17 protein-coding genes and 1 tRNA gene are annotated in these 18,185 nt (G+C 64.8%); 9 read left to right on the top strand and 9 right to left on the bottom strand.

Annotation, left to right across the window (positions count from 1 at the left end; genetic code table 11):
• Positions 1 to 12: 12 nt before the first annotated feature.
• The 5 genes from VSX77_RS15425 to VSX77_RS15405 form a co-directional block, all read right to left on the bottom strand.
• On the bottom strand, positions 13 to 1,002 hold the full coding sequence (locus tag VSX77_RS15425; RefSeq protein WP_338425490.1) for a DNA polymerase III subunit delta': 990 nt from the start codon (positions 1,000 to 1,002) through the stop codon (positions 13 to 15).
• Positions 990 to 1,613 carry a dTMP kinase gene (gene tmk, locus VSX77_RS15420; protein ID WP_338425489.1) on the bottom strand — a complete coding sequence of 208 codons (624 nt, stop codon included), beginning with the start codon at positions 1,611 to 1,613 and terminating at the stop codon, positions 990 to 992. Before tmk ends, VSX77_RS15425 begins: the two co-directional genes overlap by 13 nt.
• Positions 1,614 to 1,688: 75 nt before the next feature.
• On the bottom strand, positions 1,689 to 2,678 hold the full coding sequence (locus tag VSX77_RS15415; protein WP_422397236.1) for a D-alanyl-D-alanine carboxypeptidase family protein: 990 nt from the start codon (positions 2,676 to 2,678) through the stop codon (positions 1,689 to 1,691).
• Positions 2,679 to 2,680: 2 nt separating this feature from the next.
• Positions 2,681 to 3,628 (bottom strand): septal ring lytic transglycosylase RlpA family protein, encoded by a 948-nt coding sequence (locus VSX77_RS15410; RefSeq protein WP_338425488.1) that lies wholly within the window; start codon positions 3,626 to 3,628, stop codon positions 2,681 to 2,683.
• Positions 3,612 to 4,673, bottom strand: coding sequence for a lytic murein transglycosylase (locus tag VSX77_RS15405; RefSeq protein WP_422397321.1), 1,062 nt, complete (start codon positions 4,671 to 4,673; stop codon positions 3,612 to 3,614). The genes VSX77_RS15410 and VSX77_RS15405 overlap by 17 nt, the downstream gene beginning before the upstream one ends.
• Before the next feature lie 146 nt (positions 4,674 to 4,819).
• Between VSX77_RS15405 and VSX77_RS15400 the strand changes: the two genes are divergently transcribed.
• Positions 4,820 to 4,909, top strand: a tRNA-Ser gene (locus VSX77_RS15400).
• A 175-nt stretch (positions 4,910 to 5,084) separates the two neighbouring features.
• Entirely contained in the window at positions 5,085 to 5,822 is a 738-nt protein-coding gene (locus VSX77_RS15395) for an SDR family oxidoreductase (RefSeq protein WP_338425487.1), read from the top strand.
• Here VSX77_RS15395 and VSX77_RS15390 read toward each other — a convergent pair.
• From VSX77_RS15390 to VSX77_RS15380, 3 genes are all read right to left on the bottom strand, one after another.
• The gene (locus tag VSX77_RS15390) at positions 5,790 to 6,668 is read right to left on the bottom strand and encodes a LysR family transcriptional regulator (protein ID WP_338425486.1); all 879 of its coding nucleotides are present in this window, start codon (positions 6,666 to 6,668) and stop codon (positions 5,790 to 5,792) included. The genes VSX77_RS15395 and VSX77_RS15390 overlap by 33 nt on opposite strands.
• Before the next feature lie 77 nt (positions 6,669 to 6,745).
• Positions 6,746 to 7,843, bottom strand: coding sequence for a flavin reductase (locus VSX77_RS15385; RefSeq protein ID WP_338425485.1), 1,098 nt, complete (start codon positions 7,841 to 7,843; stop codon positions 6,746 to 6,748).
• A 113-nt stretch (positions 7,844 to 7,956) separates the two neighbouring features.
• On the bottom strand, positions 7,957 to 8,937 hold the full coding sequence (locus VSX77_RS15380) for an NAD(P)H-dependent flavin oxidoreductase (RefSeq protein ID WP_338425484.1): 981 nt from the start codon (positions 8,935 to 8,937) through the stop codon (positions 7,957 to 7,959).
• 120 nt (positions 8,938 to 9,057) lie between these two features.
• On the opposite strand from VSX77_RS15380, the gene VSX77_RS15375 reads away from it, so the two are divergent.
• The 5 genes from VSX77_RS15375 to VSX77_RS15355 all read left to right on the top strand — a co-directional run bounded on the left by VSX77_RS15375 (position 9,058) and on the right by VSX77_RS15355 (position 14,708).
• Positions 9,058 to 10,239 (top strand): acyl-CoA dehydrogenase family protein, encoded by a 1,182-nt coding sequence (locus tag VSX77_RS15375; RefSeq protein WP_338425483.1) that lies wholly within the window; start codon positions 9,058 to 9,060, stop codon positions 10,237 to 10,239.
• A gap of 103 nt (positions 10,240 to 10,342) precedes the next feature.
• A complete protein-coding gene (locus VSX77_RS15370; protein WP_338425482.1) occupies positions 10,343 to 11,437 on the top strand; it encodes an acyl-CoA dehydrogenase family protein in 1,095 nt (364 codons plus the stop codon).
• Positions 11,434 to 12,639 (top strand): acyl-CoA dehydrogenase family protein, encoded by a 1,206-nt coding sequence (locus VSX77_RS15365; protein WP_338425481.1) that lies wholly within the window; start codon positions 11,434 to 11,436, stop codon positions 12,637 to 12,639. The genes VSX77_RS15370 and VSX77_RS15365 overlap by 4 nt, the downstream gene beginning before the upstream one ends.
• Before the next feature lie 13 nt (positions 12,640 to 12,652).
• Positions 12,653 to 13,435 (top strand): SDR family NAD(P)-dependent oxidoreductase, encoded by a 783-nt coding sequence (locus tag VSX77_RS15360; protein ID WP_338425480.1) that lies wholly within the window; start codon positions 12,653 to 12,655, stop codon positions 13,433 to 13,435.
• Between the two features lie 22 nt (positions 13,436 to 13,457).
• On the top strand, positions 13,458 to 14,708 hold the full coding sequence (locus VSX77_RS15355) for an acetyl-CoA C-acetyltransferase (RefSeq protein WP_338425479.1): 1,251 nt from the start codon (positions 13,458 to 13,460) through the stop codon (positions 14,706 to 14,708).
• On the opposite strand, the gene VSX77_RS15350 is transcribed toward VSX77_RS15355, so the two are convergent.
• Positions 14,709 to 16,046 (bottom strand): alkaline phosphatase PhoX, encoded by a 1,338-nt coding sequence (locus VSX77_RS15350; protein ID WP_338425478.1) that lies wholly within the window; start codon positions 16,044 to 16,046, stop codon positions 14,709 to 14,711.
• Between the two features lie 110 nt (positions 16,047 to 16,156).
• Between VSX77_RS15350 and VSX77_RS15345 the strand changes: the two genes are divergently transcribed.
• Both VSX77_RS15345 and VSX77_RS15340 read left to right on the top strand, forming a co-directional pair.
• Positions 16,157 to 17,287 (top strand): CaiB/BaiF CoA transferase family protein, encoded by a 1,131-nt coding sequence (locus VSX77_RS15345; RefSeq protein ID WP_338425477.1) that lies wholly within the window; start codon positions 16,157 to 16,159, stop codon positions 17,285 to 17,287.
• 93 nt (positions 17,288 to 17,380) lie between these two features.
• The gene (locus VSX77_RS15340) at positions 17,381 to 18,184 is read left to right on the top strand and encodes a crotonase/enoyl-CoA hydratase family protein (RefSeq protein WP_338425476.1); all 804 of its coding nucleotides are present in this window, start codon (positions 17,381 to 17,383) and stop codon (positions 18,182 to 18,184) included.
• The last annotated feature ends 1 nt before the right edge of the window (position 18,185 follow it).

The raw sequence follows: 18,185 nt of genomic DNA, 5'->3' as shown, positions 1-18,185 counted from the left end.
CGAGGGAAAGCGTCAGCGTGCTGAAGAAGCCGGTCTTGGCGCAAGTTCGGCGAGGCAGTTCCCGATCTCAAAGCCGACCATTGTTCCGTCGTACGAACCGCGGATCGCATCGCGCACCGTGCGCTGCACGCGGTCCCACTGTGCAAGTACCGGTGCGATCTCCGCGACCGGACGTTCACGGGCGATCGCTGCGAGCAGCCCGGGCACAATGTCGATCACCAGTTCGAGCCGCGCGCGATTGCTCGTGCCTCCGACCTCGCGTGCAAGCGCCTCGCGCAGCCGGTTTTCAGGATCGCCCGAGGCGGCAATTGCGAGCAGTTTCTTCTCCATCGCCGCAACATCGCTGTCGATCAGCGCGAGCGCCTTGCCGGGCACACCGCCCGACGCGGCGACGATAGCGCGCACCTCGGTCATATCGAGCATCGGACGCAGGCCGTGCAGCCACGGCAGCATGGCATCACACTCAACCGGTTGAAAACGAAGGATTCGACAGCGTGACCGGATCGTCGGCAACAGGCGCCCCGGCGAATGACTGACAAGCAGGAACAGTGTTTTCGCCGGCGGTTCCTCGAGCGTCTTCAGCAACGCATTGGCGCCGTCATTTTCCAGATCATCGACTGCATCGACGACGATCACGCGCCAATCGCCGAGCGACAGCGACAGGTGCAGGCGGCGGATCGTCTGGCGCACCTGGTCGATCGTGATGTTACGCGCGAGATCCTTGCTCTTGTCCTTTGGCTGGCGCGTCAGCCGGATAATCTCGGGGTGATTGCCGGCATCGACCAGACGCGCAGCCGCATCGTCGCCGCGATCGTCGAGCGCATCCGCCGCCCCTTCGCCGACCGGCCCATGGGTCACAAGAAAACGCGCCACGCGCGCGGCAAAGCCCCCCTTCCCCATCCCCTGCGGCCCCGCGAGCAGCCAGGCATGGTGCAGACGGCCGCTTTGCCACGCTTCCAGAAACGCCTTTTCGGCATCCTGATGCCCGATCATGGGAGCCATTCGGAAAGCTCGGCAAGGATGGCGGCGGTGACGTCAGCCGCGGGCGCGTCGGCGTCGATAACCCGCCAGCGCGCCGGTTCGGCCGCGGCCATTTCCACGAACCGCGCGGCGAGGCGGGCCTGATAGTCGGCGGGCTTGTTCCCCATGCGGTCGCTGCCGCCGCGCGCCGTCAGCCGACGCACCGCTTCGTCGGCGCTGACGGTCAGAAGGAAAGTGCGGTCGGGGAGCAAGCCCTCCGAGCCGAAACGATGAAGCGCCAGAATGTCGGCGTCGGTGATGCCGCCGCCGCCGCCCTGATAAGCGCGACTCGAATCGACGAACCGGTCGCACAATACCCATGCACTGCGGGCGAGCGCCGGGCGGATGGTGCACGCGACATGGTCGGCGCGCGCCGCGGCGAACAGCAATGCCTCGCTGCGTGCATCCCAGCGGTCATCGCTTCCTTCCATCAACAGCGCACGGATCGCCTCGGCGCCCGCGCTGCCACCCGGCTCGCGCGTCGTCACCACGTCGATCGATCGCGCGGTGAGCGCCTCCGCCAGCGCGCGGATCTGCGTCGATTTGCCGACGCCCTCGCCGCCCTCGAGCGTGATGAAACGTCCATGGGTCATGGCGTCGGCCCGGAATGAGTCAGGAAGCGTTGCGGTCGCTGCATTGGCCGGCGGTACCCCCCCCGGCGGGCTTTGTCATCTATGCGTCGCGCCCGCGGCCCTGCTCGCCGAGCCACCTTCGTGCCGGGCATGACCCGGCGCCGCGTTCGCCCGCGCGGCAAAACCCCAGTCCATCAGCCTTTGCGCCTCGTCGCGCCGCGCCTTCGCGCTCGGTAGACCGGCGACCACCATGATCAGGCGGCGGCCATTGCGCTCGGCCGATCCCAGGAAGCAATAACCCGCCTCGCGCGTGTGCCCCGTCTTCAGGCCGTCGGCACCGTCGAATCGTCCTAGGATCGGGTTGCGGTTCGCCTGGACGATCGGCTGGCCGTCGGGCGAGATGCCGTGCTGCAGTTTCGGGATAGAGAAATAGCGCGCGTAACCGTCCGGATGGTCACGGATCAACCTGTCGGCAAGCGTAATCAGATCCGCGGCACTGACCTTGGTGATGCCGCCGTCGGGCCAACCATTGGGCGTCCCGAACCGGCTTGAAGTCATACCAATATTGGCGGCCACCACATTCATTCGACTGACAAAAGCATCTTCGCTTCCGTCGACACCCACGGCCAGCACGGCGGCGGCATCGTTTCCTGAGACCGTTATCAATCCCTTCAGAAGATCGTCGACCGACACCTTTTCGTTCGGGCTGAGAAACATGGTCGATCCGCCGGTGCCGCTGTTCCATTTTTTCCACGTAGCTTCGCCGACGCTGAATTTGGTTTCGCGCGTCAATTTGCCCTTCTTGATAAGGTCGAGCATGACATAGGCGGTCATCACCTTCGCCATCGAGGCCGGCGCGAAGCGTTTGTCCGCACCGCGCGAAAAGAGGATCGCACCCGAGTCCATATCCTTAAGCATCACGATGGGCGCTTGCGTCGAATAGGGCGCGGCCGTTGCAGGCGCAGGCTTCGCCGTCTGAACGTCCTTGGCCCAGGTGACAGAAACAAACGCTGCATTCGCGGCGAGCAACGCAAGCGCGGCGGCGGCGCTTCTATTGAGCCGAGTCGACTTGCCCCCAACCCTCATGATCAGCGGTCGCGCTGAACCACCGCGTCGCGGAAGCCGCTGGACCTGGCCTTGGCCAGCGCCCCCTGTGCTGCAGCCGCGTCGGCAAAAGGACCAATGCGTACGCGCCAGAGATTGGTCGCCTTGGACACATAGCCGCCGACCGCCTTTGCCGCAGCATTGGCGCGCGCTTCGGTGCTGAACGCGCCGACTTGCACGACATATTGACCGGCAGCCGCAGTGGGCGTCGCTGCGGTGGCGGGTTTCGCTGCCGTTGGCTCGACATTGCCCCGAACTGTCATGCGATCGTCGCCCGGCTTCGCCGTCGCCGACGCGACCGGCGGCGCCGGTTCGCTCGCGAGTTTCGGAGCCGGCAACGCTTTCGCCCGGGTGCGAAGGATCGCCAGCAGCGATGCCGGGGTCGCAAGACGCTCCGGAACCGCTTTGCCTGAACGAAGCTGCGCGCGTTCGGCGGCGGGCGGATTGGTGCGACGCACGCGAACCGGGGTCATCCCTTGGGCCAGTCCCAGCTGTGCGGCGGCGGCGGGCGACAGGGCGATCAGTTGGTCATTCGTCATTGGCCCGCGATCATTGACGCGGACCAGTATCGTTCGTCCGGTGTCGAGTGCGGTAACCTCGACATAGCTCGGCAGCGGCAGCGTCTTGTGCGCAGCACTGATCCGCGCCGGATCGAAAATCTCGCCATTGGCCGTCGTTTGTCCGCTAAGATCATCGCCATACCAACCGGCATAGCCGACATCGTCATAATCCATCACGTCAGCGGGCGTGTAGGTGACGTCGCCAATCCTGTACGGCTCCCCAACGATCACCGGGACATCGGCAACCCCGGGCGATGCGACGGTCGGATCGGTCACGGCTCCGGCGCTCCGCGCGCCATCGGCGCCGCCGCACCCCGACAATATCAGCGCTGCTCCTGCGATCAGGCCACCGCCCCTAACGATCGATTTCATCCGCCAGCAACCCCACAGATAGTGCGTAAAAATTGGAACAATTATAGTCCAATATCGCACGATAGTTACCGGTCAGCAAATAGGCGGTTCGCCCGGGGCCGTCGGGTTCGAGCAGTGTCGCCTGGATATTGCCATCGGGCCAGCGGCCATTCTGCGGCTGAATCCCGGCGGCGCGCCATTCGGCCATGGTGCGCCAGCGGCTGTGACGATCGAAAACGCGCGGGCATCGCGTGGGGGAAAGGCGGCTCGCGACGGCGGTGCGATCGAAACCCGCGGGTACGTTCACCGCGACGCCCCATGGCTGCCCCGCCCGCCAGCCGGCATTGCGGAGATAGGCGCCGATCGACTCGATCGCATCGGCCTCGCTCGACCAGATGCGCGCCACGCCGTCGCCATCACCGTCCTCGGCAACGCGCAGATAGACCGAAGGCAGGAATTGCGGATAGCCGAAGGCCCCGGCCCAGCTGCCTTTCAGCACGTCGCGCGGCACGCCCCGTTCGACCATCACCATCGTCGCGATCAACTCCGGCTCGAACAGGCTTCGCCGCCGTCCTTCGTACGCCAGCGTTGCCAGCGCTTCGGGCAGGTCGAAACTTCCCGTCACCTGACCATAAGCGGTCTCATGCCCATAGATGGCGATCATGATGCTCGTCGGCACCCCGGTCTGCGTCTCGATGCGCGAGAGCAACGGCAACAGCCGGTCGTGCACCCGTCGCCCGCCGTTGATGCGCGCGGCATCGACATGCCGGGTCTTATACGGCGCGAAGGCTGGAATGGGCGTGTTCGGGTTAGGCGGAGACCCCAGATTATCGCGGTCGAGCGCCACCACGCGGGCGTTATAGCGCAGCCCCGCAGTCACCCGGTCGAACGTCGCGCGCGATACGCCGCGCGCTTGCGCCTTGGGCCAGAGCGACTGGACATAGGCGTCGAATCCCGAATCCCCGCTTTGGGCGTGAAGCGGTGCCGAGGCAGCGAGCATCCACGCCGACACGATCGCTGCCGACAGCGCGAAAAGTTGCCGAATTTTGAAACCGGTAGCGTGCATCATGTTCCCACCCATAGGGCCGGTCTCGCACACATGCGAGCCGCTTGGCTAGGCGGGCGCGGGACGAGGCGAGTCATTCGCGCGACAGGCCGTTGGTGCAAGGTTTTGCTTGCCGCACCGCGCCCGCGCGCTATGGCGACGCCACCGGACAGGTGGCCGAGTGGTTTAAGGCAGCGGTCTTGAAAACCGCCGTGGGTGCAAGCTCACCGTGGGTTCGAATCCCACCCTGTCCGCCAATCACTTCCGATTGCCGCCGAAAACCGCTTTCGCGCCGACGTTTGACGCGGTTCCGTCGCGCACGATGCCCGATCGGGCATCGGATTTCGCGATACCAGTATCGGATTGTTCCGTTGTCCTTTCGGCGCCTCCCTCGTCATTTTTGCGCCATATCGAATTCGTGCGGAGGCAGAGATGACAGCGGGACGCTTATACAAGCAGCACATCCTGATCGTGGGCGGCAGTTCCGGCATGGGGCTGGCGCTGGCCGGACGCGCGCTTGAAGCCGGCGCCCGTATCACCGTAGTCGGGCGCAATCCCGCCAAGCTCGAGACAACGCTCGCACAATTCGAACATCATCCGAACCTTGAGGTCGTGGCGGCGGACATAACCGACGAACAGAGCGTCGTGAGCATGTTCGAGCGGCTTGATCGACTGAATCATATCGTCTCGACCGCCGCCGACATGCAGCGTGCCTATGGCCCCTTGGCCGACCTTGAGCGAACCGCACTTCACAGGGTATTTGCCAGCAAGGTCTTCGGGCCTTGGCTGCTCGCAAAACACGGAGCAGCGAAGCTCTCCGACGCGGGATCGATTACCATTGTTTCGGGAATCGCCGCCTACCGCCCTTTGCCACGAGGCAGCATCGTCGCGCCGGCAAATGCCGCGCTGGAGGGGTTGGTGAAAGCGCTCGCGCTAGAACTCGCGCCGATCCGCGTCAACGCGGTCTCGCCCGGCTGGGTCGATACACCAATTTGGGAGGATGTGATGGGCGACAGGAAGGACGAGGCATTGCAGGCCATGGCGGCGAAACTGCCCGTCGGCCGTATCGGCACAGGTGATGACGTCGCGGAAATGCTGATCTGCGCGATGACAAACGGCTTTGTGACCGGAACCGTCCTACATTGTGACGGTGGACACCGATTGGTGTGAGGGGAAGCTCTTCAGCAAATACCGCAAGGCGGGCGGCTGAACCCGCCGCCGTCGCCAGACCAGTGACAAGCGCACATGCTTGGATGCGGCAGCGTTCCCAAGTCGTCGAACCTGCCCGTTGCGCAGGGCTTCTGCGGCAGCCATTTCCGGGACCAGCGCCGCTCCGTCTCCCTGCGCGACAAGATTGACGATTGCGGCGATGCTGTCCACCTCGGCGATGATCCGACCGCCGGAGGATTCGAACGCCGCGATGTTTTCGTCGAATATCCGGCGAAAAATACATCCCGAGCGGGTCGTAACAAAACCCGGCGCCCGGTCCGGCTGACCGTCAGCCTTGCTTATCAGCGCAAGCGGTTCATGGGCGACCACGCGTCCCACAAGTTTCGGATCGAGATCGCGCGCTTCGAAACAAAGGATCGCATCGAGGCCGCCATCCTTGACCAGTCGCATCAGATCGCCGGAGTTTGCCGCTTGCAAGCGCAGGCCGATGTCTGAATGAGCCTTGCGAAAGCCGGACAGCCTTTCGGGCAGCCATTGCGCCGCGATTGTCTCCAGTGCGCCGATGGCAAGTGTGCCCGATCGGGGGCGATGATCGTGGGCCAGCGCGGCGACGGCCTCGTCAGTCATCGCGAGAATCGCTTCGGCATAGGGTTTGAGCGTCTGCCCCGCCGGTGCCAGCCTGATTCCACCTCGTGTTCGCTCGAAAAGCGCCGTGCCAATCTGGACCTCGAACGATTGAATCTGATCGCTGACGGTTGATTGCGCGAGATTAAGCTGTGCCGCCGCTATCGATATATTTCCGGTACGCTCGACCGCCAGAAAGGTTCTGAGAAGCTTCGGGGTCATGAGTTTTCAGCGGGCCTTCCAACGCAGTGCAATACCAACGGGTGATATAAGCCGAAAGACGGTCTTCGGCCCCCCCGTCATGCGAAATGAAGCCGTCGGTATTTGCCGCGAAAATAGAGCAGCGGGTCGCGATGCGGTTCGAATTGCGCGCGGACGACGCGGCCGACGAGGATGAAATGGTCCCCCGCCTCGTGCAGCGACTCGCGCTGGCATTCGAAGGATACGAGCGAACCGCCGAGCAAGGGCACGCCCGTCTGACCGGGAGCCCAGGGCTGGTTCGCAAAACGATCCTCGCCCTTGGCCGAAAAGCGGTTCGATGTCGGCTGCTGACCAATCTGCAGCACATTTACCCCAAAATGTAAGGCCGCGCGCAGCGCTGGTGCGGTCCCGGCGGTGTTCGCGATGCAAACCAGCAGAAGCGGCGGATCGAGCGAGACTGAGGTAAAACTGTTCGCCGTCAGCCCCACCGGCGTCCCTTCCGCATCAAGTGCGGTGACGATGGTAATCCCGGTCGCGAAACAGCCCATGGCATCGCGCAACGTGCGCGGGTCCGACCCGGCCTTGAACTCCATCGCCTCGCGCGGCTGGTGCCGCTCGAAAAATTCGAGAAGCTGGCCGAGCAGCGCTTCCCGGCGGTCCGACGCGAGTGCCAGGTCGCAGTCGTCGATGTCTGCGCACACGCCAGCGGGCAGCTCGGCCGCAAAGGCGGCGCTCGCCATGCTGCTTTTGGCCGGCGCAAGCCCGCCGCGCACAACAAGGGTCGGGAGGGTCAGTCGCGCCGCGACTCCGCTCGCCGTCTCCTCTGCGCCGACCGGCATGTCCACCAGAACGACGCCTGCCGCGAGATGGGCACCGTCGAGCCCCAGCGCATGCAGCGCTATCCAGCCGGCGTGTCCGGCCGTCACGACGACGGGGCGCGAACCCATTTGGGCGAGCACGGCGCGCAGATCCTCGACATGGGGCGCCAGATCGCGGTCGCCCGTCCCCGCACCATCGCGCAGGTCGAGGTTGACGACGCGGCGGCCCGAAAGCACCAGCGCCTCGGCGACATCGCGCCACGCAGCGCGGCTTTGCCCAAGATCGGGCACCAGCAGAACTGCGGGATCGTTCTCGTCCCCCAACATGTCGGCGGACAGTCGAACGCCGCCGAAACCCTTATAGTCGATGAGGCTCAAACATCCCCCTTGCCGCGCCGGCAGGCCATGGCGCCGGCGGGCTTCGATGCGATCGGATTGCGAAGAATCGGATCATATCGAAAGCCGTGCCGGTGCGCCAGCGCGCAAGCATATCAGGCGCGCATTCCCGCCAACCGCTTGTCGACGATCGCGTCGGCTTCGGCGATGATCCGGTCGATCAGGTCCTTGCACGTGGGAATGTCGTGGATCAGCCCCTGCACCATCCCCGCCCAGAACACGCCCTTCGACAGGTCGCCCGTTTCGAGCAGCTCGCGCCCGGCCTTGCCGTTCACCAGTTCGGCCACATCGGCGAAGGTGGCGTCGGGCTGGGCCAGGCGGCGCACCACTTCCTCGCTAACCGCGCTTTTGCCGACCCGTGCGGTGTTCTTCAGGCTGCGAAAAATCAGAAAGCTGCCGCGCTCGTCATTGTCGATATAGGCTTGCTTCACATTGTCGTGGATCGGCGCCTCGACGGTCGCGCAGAAGCGCGTGCCCATATTGATCCCCTCGGCGCCGAGCGCGAGCGCCGCGACCAGCCCGCGGCCGTCGCCGAAGCCGCCCGAGGCCAGCATCGGGATCTTCACCTTGTCGGCAGCGGCGGGGATCAGGATCAGACCCGGAATATCGTCCTCGCCGGGGTGTCCGGCGCACTCGAACCCGTCGATCGAAATGATGTCGCAGCCGGCGCGCTCGGCCGACAGCGCATGGCGCACCGCAGTGCATTTGTGGAGGATGGTGACCCCGTGGGGTTTCAACATCTCCCATATCTCGCGCACCGCCTGCGTGCCTGCGGTTTCGACGATCTTGACCCCGCCGTCGATGATCGCCTGCGCATAGGCTTTGTAATCGGGGGCGTTGATCGTCGGAAAGACGGTCATGTTCACGCCAAACGGCTTGTCGGTCATCGCGCGGCACCGCTCGATCTCGGCGCGGAGCGCTTCAGGCGTCGGCTGGGTCAATGCGGTCAATATGCCAAGGCCGCCGGCGTTCGACACCGCGCTCGCCAGTTCAGCATAGCCGACGCTCTGCATCCCGCCCTGAACGATCGGGTGCTCGATACCCAGCATCTCGGTGATGCGCGTTTTGAAAGCCATATTGTCCCTCCTCGATCGCCCTGCCCTTACGGCATCGTCGTCCTGCTCCATGAAATAACTTGACGCTTACGTCAACGTCGGGTTGATGGACCAAATGATTAGTGAACGAAGGGAATCGCGATGACGGCGCATCAGGGCATATCGGATCGGGCGCTGACCATCGCCGCAAAGGTCGAAGCTTTCGTGCGCGAAATCATCATCCCCTATGAGCGCGATCCGCGGCGCGACCATCACGGCGCCCCGACCGACGAGCTGGTGATGGAGATGCGCGAACATGCGCGCGCTGCGGGCGTGCTGACGCCGCATGTCCTGAATGACGGCAGCCACCTTAATCAGCGGGAGACGGCGGTCGTGCTCATCAAAAGCGGCTTGTCGCCGCTCGGCCCGCTCGCCTGCAACACGATGGCGCCCGACGAAGGCAATATGTATCTGCTGGGCAAGGAAGCGAGTCCGGAGCTTCAGGAGCGCTTTCTGAAACCGCTGGTCGAAGGCCGCGTCCGCTCGGCCTTCTTCATGACCGAGCCTGCCGATGAGGGCGGCGCCGGGTCCGACCCGTCGATGATGAAGACGGTCTGCCATCCCGACGGCGATCATTGGGTCATCAACGGCCGCAAGACGCTTATCACCGGCGCGCAGGGCGCGCGCGTCGGCATCGTAATGGCAAAGGCGGAGGAGGGCGCGTGCATGTTCCTCGTCGACTTGCCCGACCCGGCGATCCGCATCGACCATGTCCCGAACACGATCGACAGCTCGATGCCCGGCGGTCATGCGACAATCACGATCGACAACCTCCGCGTCCCCGCCGACCAGATGCTAGGGCAGGCGGGCGAAGGTTTCCGCTATGCGCAGATCCGCCTCTCCCCTGCCCGCCTGTCGCACTGTATGCGCTGGCTCGGCGCGTGCATCCGCGCGCATGAGATTGCCACCGACTATGCCAATCGCCGCGAGGCATTCGGCAAGGTGTTGATCGAGCATGAAGGCGTCGGCTTCATGCTCGCCGAGAATATGATCGACCTGAAACAGGCCGAGCTGATGATCGACTGGTGCGCCACCGTGCTCGACACCGGCTCGCTCGGCACCGTCGAGAGCTCGATGGCGAAGGTCGCGGTGTCCGAAGCGCTGATGCGGATCGCCGACCGCTGCGTCCAGGTGATGGGCGGCACCGGGGTCACCGACAAGACGATCGTCGAACAGGTGTTCCGCGAGGTCCGCGCGTTCCGCATCTACGACGGACCCACCGAGGTCCACAAATGGAGCCTTGCGAAGAAGATCAAGCGCGACTGGAAAGCCGCGGCGGCCTGACCGTGATTGCCTTCCCTTCATCCTTCCGTAACGGCAAAACACTTGACGTTTACGTTAACGTCGGGATGATGGCCGAAATATAAAGGGTAGAGGGATAAAGCCGATGTCGATCTTGTACGACGAAGGGCAGCAGGCGATCGCCACCGAATCGCGGCGTGCGCTGGAAGCGCGGGTCCACAAGAACGATCTGCTGCCGCTGCTCGAGGCCAGCGGTCAATATCATGACGCCTTCTGGACCACCGCGAAGGAGCAAGGCTGGACCGCACTGGCGCTCCCCGAAGCTTATGGCGGGCTGGCCCTGGGCCTCGTCGAGCTTGGCTTGATCGCGCATCAGGCGGGACGAACGATCAGCGGCGCGCCGTTCTTGACCTCCAGCTTCGGCGCAGCGAAGGCGATCGAACTTTATGGAACCGAAGCGCAAAAGACGCGGTGGCTCCCCGGCCTCGCCAGCGGCGAAACGATCGGCGCAGTGGCCTTCGCGTCCGGCTCCGATCCCCTCCCCGCGGCGTCTGGGCTGCGCTTCCAGAACGGTAAGGTCAGCGGCACGGCACCCGCCGTTTCGGGCGGCCTGTTCGCCGACGTCGCTATCGTCCTCGCCGATCAGCAAGGCTCGCCAGCGCTAGCCGTCGTCGAACTCGTCGACGCGGAGCGCCGCGCGGTCGAGAGTTTCGACAACAGCCGGTGCATCGCCGACCTCGTCCTTGCCGATACGTCCGCCGAAGCTCTGGTCGCCGCCGAGCGCCCCCGCGCTGCGGCGCTGCACATAATGGCGCTCCAGTCGGTCGTAACGGCGCATGAGCAGACCGGCGGTGCCGAGGCGTTGATGGAGATCGCCCGCGACTATGCGGTGACGCGCAAGGCATTCGGCCAGCCGATCGGCGCCTTTCAGTCGATCAAGCATCGCATCGCCGAGCTGTACGGCCTCGTCGAGCTGGCGCGCGCCAACGCCATCACCGCGGCAGCGAGCGAGGGAGCGGAGGATTTCATCCTTGCCGCCGCAGCGGCGCGATTGTCCGCCACCGAAGCCTATGACAGCGCGGCACGCGACTGCATCCAGATCCACGGCGGTATCGGCGTGACATGGGAAATCGGCCTGCACCTGCACATGCGACGCGCACGGACACTCGCGCTTGAGCAAGGCAGCAGTCTCTTCTGGGAAGATGTGCTCGTGGACCAGCTGGCAGGAGAAGGCGCATGACCGATCTCGAAACCTACCGCGCCAGGGCCGCAGCATGGTGCGAATCGATGGTGCCGACCTTTGGCAAGGCGGCGCGCAAGGGCCTTGGCGTCGAAGCCGATCTCGCGCTCGGACGTCGTTACCAGAAAGCCAAGTTCGATGCCGGCTATGCGGGCATCAACTGGCCAACCGAATATGGCGGCCAGGGTCTCGGCCATATCGAAAAGATCACCTTCGAAGCCGAGGAAATGAAACACGGCTTTCCGAATGTCTATTTCGGCATTTCGCTCGGAATGCCGGTGCCCGTGCTGATGCAGTTTGGCAGCGACCGCGAATTCGTAAAGGAGCGCGTGGTCAAGGCGCTCAAGGGCGAGGAAATCTGGTGCCAGCTTTTCTCCGAACCCTCGGGCGGCACCGACCTCGCGGGGCTGCGCACGCGCGCCGAGACCGACGGCAATGGCTGGAAGATCAACGGGCAAAAGGTCTGGACGAGCTGGGCGCAGTACAGCGATTATGGCGTCATCGTCGTGCGCACCGACCCGACCGTGCCAAAGCACAAGGGGCTCACCTACTTCTGGGTCGATATGAAGGCGCCGGGCGTCACCGTGCGCCCGATCAAGCTCGCGGGCGGCGACAGCCACGTCAACGAAGTGTTCTTCGACAATGTGAAAATCAGCGACGATCATCGCATGTCGCCGGTCGGCGGCGGTTTCGCCGTCGCGCTGACGACGCTAATGATCGAACGCTATGTCGCGACCGACAGCGCGGGTTTCGGCCCACACCTCGACCTGTTCGTCGATCTGGCGAAAGAGGTGCAGCTGAACGGCAGGCGCGCGATCGAGGACGGGCGCATCCGCCAGCAGATCGCCCGCAACTATGCGATGCGCGCGGGGCTCGATTCGATCAACCGCCGCGCCCGGTTGATGATGCAGGCGGGGATGACGCCGGGGCCCGAAGGCTCGCTGAACAAGCTCGTCGCCGTGCGCTCGCGCCAGAAGCTGTCCGAACTTGCGCTCGACCTGCAGGGCACTGACGCCTTCGCGTTCGACGAACACGCGTCACCCAAGGACGACTGGGCGTCGAGCTGGATCAATGCGCCGACGGGCCGCATTGCGGGCGGGTCGGACGAGACTTTGCTCAACACGATCGCCGAGCGCATTCTGGGCCTGCCGCAAGACCATCGCCCCGACAAGGGCATCCCGTTCAACCAGATTCCCGCCTGAAGGAGCCCTCCCCATGAAACTTGATTCTGCGACTGCCGCCGTCGTCACGGGCGGCGCCTCCGGCCTCGGCCGCGCAGCCGCGGAAGCGCTCGCGGCCGCGGGGGTCAAGGTCGCAATCTTCGACATCAACGACGCGCTCGGCGAAGAGGTCGCCAAATCGATCGGCGGGCTGTTCGTCCATGTCGACATCACCGACGAACAATCGGTCCTTGATGGTTATGCCAAGGCGCGTGCAGCGCACGGCCAGGAACGCGTCTGCGTCCATTGCGCGATGACTTCGCGGCGCGGCAAGACGCTCGCCTATGACAAGGAAAGCGGCGGCTATCGCCGCACCCCGACCGCCGATTACGCCTTCGGCGTCGAAGGCATCCTCACCGCCAGCTACCGCGTCGCGTCGATCGCGGCGGAGGGCATGGCCACGCTTCCTGAACTCGAAGACGGCGAACGCGGCGCGATCATCCTCACCGCCTCGGTCGCCGCGCAGGACGGGCAAATCGGACAAGTCATCTACGGCTCGGCGAAGGCGGGGGTGAACGGCCTCGTGCTGCCGATGGCGCGCGACCTGATGGACCTCGGCATTCGCGTCAACGCGATCATGCCCGGCGTGTTCGGCACGCCCCTGCTCAACAATATGAACCCGAAGGTGAAGGAAAGCCTCGAAGCATCGGTCCCCTTCCCCAAACGCCTCGGCAAGGCCGAGGAATATGCCAGCCTCGCGATGGAGATGGTCCGCAACACCTATTTCAACGGCCAGGCCGTCCGCCTCGACGGCGCGATCCGCATGGCCCCCCGTTAAACACTCCCGAAAGGAATATCGCATGCCCGAAGCCTATATCATCGACGCCGTTCGCACCCCGCGCGGGATCGGCAAGCCCGGCAAGGGCGCGCTGTCGCACCTCCACCCCCAGCATCTTGCCGCGACCGTGCTCGCGGCGATCCGTGACCGCAATAATCTCGACACCGCGACGGTCGACGACATCGTCTGGTCGACGTCGTCGCAGAATGGCAAGCAGGGCGGCGACCTCGGCCGCATGGCGGCGCTGTCGGCAGGTTATGACACCAAGGCATCGGGCACCACGCTCGACCGTTTCTGCGGCGGCGGCATCAGCTCGGTAAACTTTGCCGCGGCGAGCGTGATGAGCGGCATGGAAGATTGCGTCATCGCGGGCGGCACCGAGATGATGAGCTACACCACCGCCTTTGCCGCCGAACAGGCGAATGCCGGCCTGCCCCCGCGCCTGATGGGATCGGGGCATGAAGCGCTCGACGAGCTTCACCCGCAATCGCATCAGGGCGTCTGCGGCGACGCAATCGCGACGATCGAGGGGATCAGCCGCGACGACCTCGACGCGCTCGCGCTCGTCAGCCAGCAGCGCGCCGACCGCGCGATCAAGGAAGGCCGTTTCGCGAAATCGGTCGTCCCGGTGCTCAACCCCGACGGCAGCGTCGCACTCGACCGCGAGGAGTTCCCGCGTCCCGAAACCACCGCCGAAGGCCTTGCCGCGCTCAAGCCCAGCTTTGCCGGTCTCGCCGATTTCGACATGGGCGGCGGCTTCACTTTCAGGAAGCAAATCAACCGCCGTTATCCCGACCTTGAAATCCAGCATTTCCACCATGCCGGAAACAGCTCGGGCGTCGTCGACGGCGCCGCCGCGCTGCTCATTACCTCGAAGGATTATGCCGACAAGCACGGACTGAAACCGCGCGCCCGCGTTGTCGCCTATGCGAATATCGGCGACGATCCGACGTTGATGCTCAACGCTCCCGTCCCCGCCGCAAAGAAGGTGCTCGAAAAGGCCGGGCTCACCAAGGACGACATCGACGTCTGGGAAATCAACGAAGCGTTTGCCGTCGTCGCCGAAAAATTCATCCGCGACCTCGACCTGCCGCGCGACAAGGTGAACATCAACGGCGGCGCGATGGCGCTCGGCCACCCGATCGGCGCGACGGGTTCAATCCTGATCGGCACGGCGCTCGACGAGCTCGAGCGTTCGGGCGGCCGCTACGGCCTCGTCACCATGTGCGCCGCAGGCGGCATGGCGCCCGCGATCATCATCGAGCGGCTTTGATCAAAAGGGACCGCGGATCGCGAGCGTCTTGGTCGGGCTGTAAAGATTGACGAACATGGTCTTGCCGTCGGGCGCAAAGCACACGCCCGCCGGCTCGGTCTGAGCCCGGATCCGCGCAAAGGGATAGACCTCGCCAAAGGGAGTGACGCCGCGCAGATGGTTATCGACCGTATCGCTATACTGGTCCTCGCACACGAGCAGATGGCCGTTGGGAGCAACGGTCAGATTGTCGCCGAAGCTGTAATGAGCGGGATCGGTCGATTCGAGGAACAGCTGCATCCGGCCGGGAACCGTGCGTTCGCGGTCGGTCCCTTCGTGCCGCGAGGGGCGGTATCGCATGATCTGCCCCTGTTTCAGCGCGCCGCCCGAGGTGCAGGTAAAATAAAGCTCGTCCTCGCCCCAATGAACCCCCTCGCCACGCGCAAAGATCGCCGCGCCCTGTTGGGCGCCGCGATGACGAAGGTCGTCGGCAGGGCTTTCGGGATCGTCGAGGTCGATCCATCGCGCAAAGAGCCAGCTTCCCGGCGCGATGCGGTGCTCGCTCCAATTGCGACTGTCGCGGATCGCGTCGTCGTGAAAGGCAAGCGCTTGCAACCGCCCACCACGGACGAGCGATCCCGGCACGTCGGGAATGAAGCGGTAGAAGAGGCTGTCGTCGCGGTCTTCGGTCATATAGACGATGCCCGTGCGCGGATCGACCGCCGCCGCCTCGCGGACGAAACGCCCCATGGCTTTGAGCGGCTCGGCCTTCACCAGCTTTCCCGCATCGGCGGGGACGTCGAAGATCCAGCCGTGCCGCTGCCCGACGCCCTGTTCGGGACCATCGACGCTTTCCTCGCACGTCAGCCAGCTGTTCCACGGCGTGACCCCGCCCGCGCAGTTGCGGATCGTGCCGACCAGGCTGAGATACTGGCGTTCTACCGTCAGACTGGCCGGGTCGAGCACCAGCGTCGTCGTTCCGCCCGGCAGGGCTGCGCCGTCTCGACTGTCGAAGGCTTCCGCGGGCATCGCCGCCGTCGTACCGAACGGTCCGTCCTTGCCATGTCGCGGCTGAAGCTCATGGTTGCGCACGAGCGCGATCTTCCCGTCATCCAGCTTGAAACAGCCCATGCCGTCGGCGCGGTCGGGAACGCGGTGCCCGTCGCTCATTGGTTCGCCCAGCGAGGAAATCACGCGGTAGGAAAAGCCCGGCGGCAGGTCGATGAGTCCCGTGGGGTCGGCTTGCAAGGAACCATAGCCTGCCGCGGTCGGCATCAGCCCTTTTTGGGCTGCACGCGACTGCGCTGCGAGCCCGCCGAAAGCCAGCGCGGCGAGCGTGAAGTTGCGGCGATCGAGCATGGGCAGCTTCCTTTGGATTATGGTTTGGCGCGCCCTAGGGCGCAAATATGACAAAGCTGGGGCACCGCGATCATTGCGGCGACCAAGGCGATTGAACAGGAGAATATGATATGACGGGCCCGCTGAACGGCATCAGGATCATCGAGTTCGCCGGGATCGGCCCCGGCCCCTTTTGCGCGATGATGCTCGCCGACCATGGCGCCGAGGTCATCCGCGTCGACCGGCCCGGCGGCTTTCTCGACCCGCGCGACCCCTTGTCGCGGAACCGTACGTCGATTGCACTCGACATGAAAAACCCCGAAGCCGTGCAGATCGCGCGTGACCTTTGCCGCGGCGCCGATGCGATCATCGAGGGCTATCGGCCCGGCGTGATGGAGCGGCTGGGTCTCGGCCCCGACGTCCTGCTCGCCGACAACCCCCGGCTCGTTTACGGTCGCATGACGGGCTGGGGTCAATACGGCCCCTATTCGCAAGCGGCAGGGCACGACATCAATTATATCGCACTGTCGGGCGTGCTCCACGGTATCGGCCGCGCGGGCGAAAAGCCCGTGCCGCCGGTCAATTATGTCGGAGATTTCGGCGGCGGCGGTATGATGCTGGCGTTTGGCATGACAAGCGCGCTGCTCCACGCCGCGCGCACCGGCGAGGGTCAGGTGATCGACTGCGCGATGACCGACGGATCGGCGCTGCTCGCCGGCATGACCTGGGGCTTCAAGGCGATGGGGCGGCTCAAGGATGAGGCCGGGGTCAACATGCTCGACGGCGGCGCGCATTTCTATGACACCTACCGCTGCGCCGACGGCAAGTTCGTCTCGATCGGCTCAATCGAACCGCAATTCTATGCGCTGCTGCGCCAGAAGACCGGCCTCGACGCCGATCCCGATTTCGACGCCCAGCTCGACCCGTCGAAATGGGGGGCGCTCAAGGACAAGCTCACCGCGCTGTTCGCGACCAAAACACGCGACGAATGGTGCGCGATCATGGAGATGACCGACATCTGCTTTGCCCCCGTGCTCGCGCTGGAAGAAGCGCCGCAGCATCCGCATAATGTGGCGCGCGAGACGTTCGTGGAAATCGGCGGCGTGATCCAGCCGGCACCGGCTCCGCGCTATTCGGCTACCGTCAACGATACGCCGCGCCCCGCGCCGGCGGTCGGCGCCGACGGCGATGCGGTGCTGGCGGGGCTGGGCTATGACGACGCCCGGATCGCCGGGCTGCGCAAGGGTGGCGCGGTGCGGTAAAGCGCCGCGACGGCGGGGCGCTTTGCTTAGCGGCCCGTGGACTATCATGCTATCAACGAACGCGGCCGCGCACTGCGAAAGGATATTGGGACGATGGGTGAATTTCTGAGTGTCGAACGGCGGGGCAAGATAGCAATCATGACGATGATCAAGCCCGAGAGCATGAACGCGATCGGCACGCACGAGGATTGTCAGGACATCATCGATACGCTGCGCGCGCTCGGCGACGACCGCGGCGTCAGTGCGATCATCCTGACGGGCAGCGGCAAGGCGTTCAGCGCGGGCGGCAACCTGAAAGGCATGCAGGAGCGCCAGGGCATCGGCGTGCTCGACCAGCCCGATTCCACCCGCGCCAATTATCGCAAGGGCGTGCAGGCGGTGATCCGCGCGCTGATGGACTGCGAAGTGCCGATGATCGCCGCGGTCAACGGCCACGCGATCGGCCTTGGCGCCGACCTTGCCTGCACCTGCGACATCCGCATTGCGGCGGAAAGTGCGAAGTTCGCGTGCAGCTTTATCAAGGTCGGCATCGTCCCCGGCGACGGCGGGGCCTGGCTGCTTCAGAAAATCCTTGGCTATCCACGCGCTGCCGAGCTGTTCCTGACTGGCGACCGCTTTGACGCCATGCAGGCAAAGGAATATGGTCTGGTGACCGACGTCGTGCCCGATGCGGAATTGCTCGACCGTGCGATCGCCATTGCCGAGCGGATCGTCTGCAACCCGCCGCGCGCGCTGCGTCTGACAAAACGCCTGCTGCGCGAAGCGCAGCACAGCCGGATGAGCGATATTTTGGAACTGAGCGCAGCCTATCAGGCGATCGTCCACGAAACCGCGGACAACCGCGAGGCGATCAATGCCTTTGTCGAAAAGCGCCCGCCCGTGTTTACAGGAGAATGAC

Origin of the sequence: Sphingopyxis sp. TUF1, assembly GCF_036687315.1 — a bacterium.
Lineage (GTDB): Bacteria > Pseudomonadota > Alphaproteobacteria > Sphingomonadales > Sphingomonadaceae > Sphingopyxis > Sphingopyxis kveilinensis.
The sequence above is the reverse complement of the archived record's forward strand: the minus strand, read 5'-3'. Positions and strand labels throughout refer to the sequence as shown.

Coding starts and splice junctions, on each gene's coding strand:
- VSX77_RS15425 (WP_338425490.1), bottom strand. CDS start 1,002: ATGGCTCCCATGATCGGGCATCAGGATGCCGAAAAGGCGTTTCTGGAA.
- tmk (WP_338425489.1), bottom strand. CDS start 1,613: ATGACCCATGGACGTTTCATCACGCTCGAGGGCGGCGAGGGCGTCGGC.
- VSX77_RS15415 (WP_422397236.1), bottom strand. CDS start 2,678: ATGAGGGTTGGGGGCAAGTCGACTCGGCTCAATAGAAGCGCCGCCGCC.
- VSX77_RS15410 (WP_338425488.1), bottom strand. CDS start 3,628: ATGAAATCGATCGTTAGGGGCGGTGGCCTGATCGCAGGAGCAGCGCTG.
- VSX77_RS15405 (WP_422397321.1), bottom strand. CDS start 4,673: ATGCACGCTACCGGTTTCAAAATTCGGCAACTTTTCGCGCTGTCGGCA.
- VSX77_RS15395 (WP_338425487.1), top strand. CDS start 5,085: ATGACAGCGGGACGCTTATACAAGCAGCACATCCTGATCGTGGGCGGC.
- VSX77_RS15390 (WP_338425486.1), bottom strand. CDS start 6,668: ATGACCCCGAAGCTTCTCAGAACCTTTCTGGCGGTCGAGCGTACCGGA.
- VSX77_RS15380 (WP_338425484.1), bottom strand. CDS start 8,937: ATGGCTTTCAAAACGCGCATCACCGAGATGCTGGGTATCGAGCACCCG.
- VSX77_RS15375 (WP_338425483.1), top strand. CDS start 9,058: ATGACGGCGCATCAGGGCATATCGGATCGGGCGCTGACCATCGCCGCA.
- VSX77_RS15370 (WP_338425482.1), top strand. CDS start 10,343: ATGTCGATCTTGTACGACGAAGGGCAGCAGGCGATCGCCACCGAATCG.
- VSX77_RS15365 (WP_338425481.1), top strand. CDS start 11,434: ATGACCGATCTCGAAACCTACCGCGCCAGGGCCGCAGCATGGTGCGAA.
- VSX77_RS15360 (WP_338425480.1), top strand. CDS start 12,653: ATGAAACTTGATTCTGCGACTGCCGCCGTCGTCACGGGCGGCGCCTCC.
- VSX77_RS15355 (WP_338425479.1), top strand. CDS start 13,458: ATGCCCGAAGCCTATATCATCGACGCCGTTCGCACCCCGCGCGGGATC.
- VSX77_RS15350 (WP_338425478.1), bottom strand. CDS start 16,046: ATGCTCGATCGCCGCAACTTCACGCTCGCCGCGCTGGCTTTCGGCGGG.
- VSX77_RS15345 (WP_338425477.1), top strand. CDS start 16,157: ATGACGGGCCCGCTGAACGGCATCAGGATCATCGAGTTCGCCGGGATC.
- VSX77_RS15340 (WP_338425476.1), top strand. CDS start 17,381: ATGGGTGAATTTCTGAGTGTCGAACGGCGGGGCAAGATAGCAATCATG.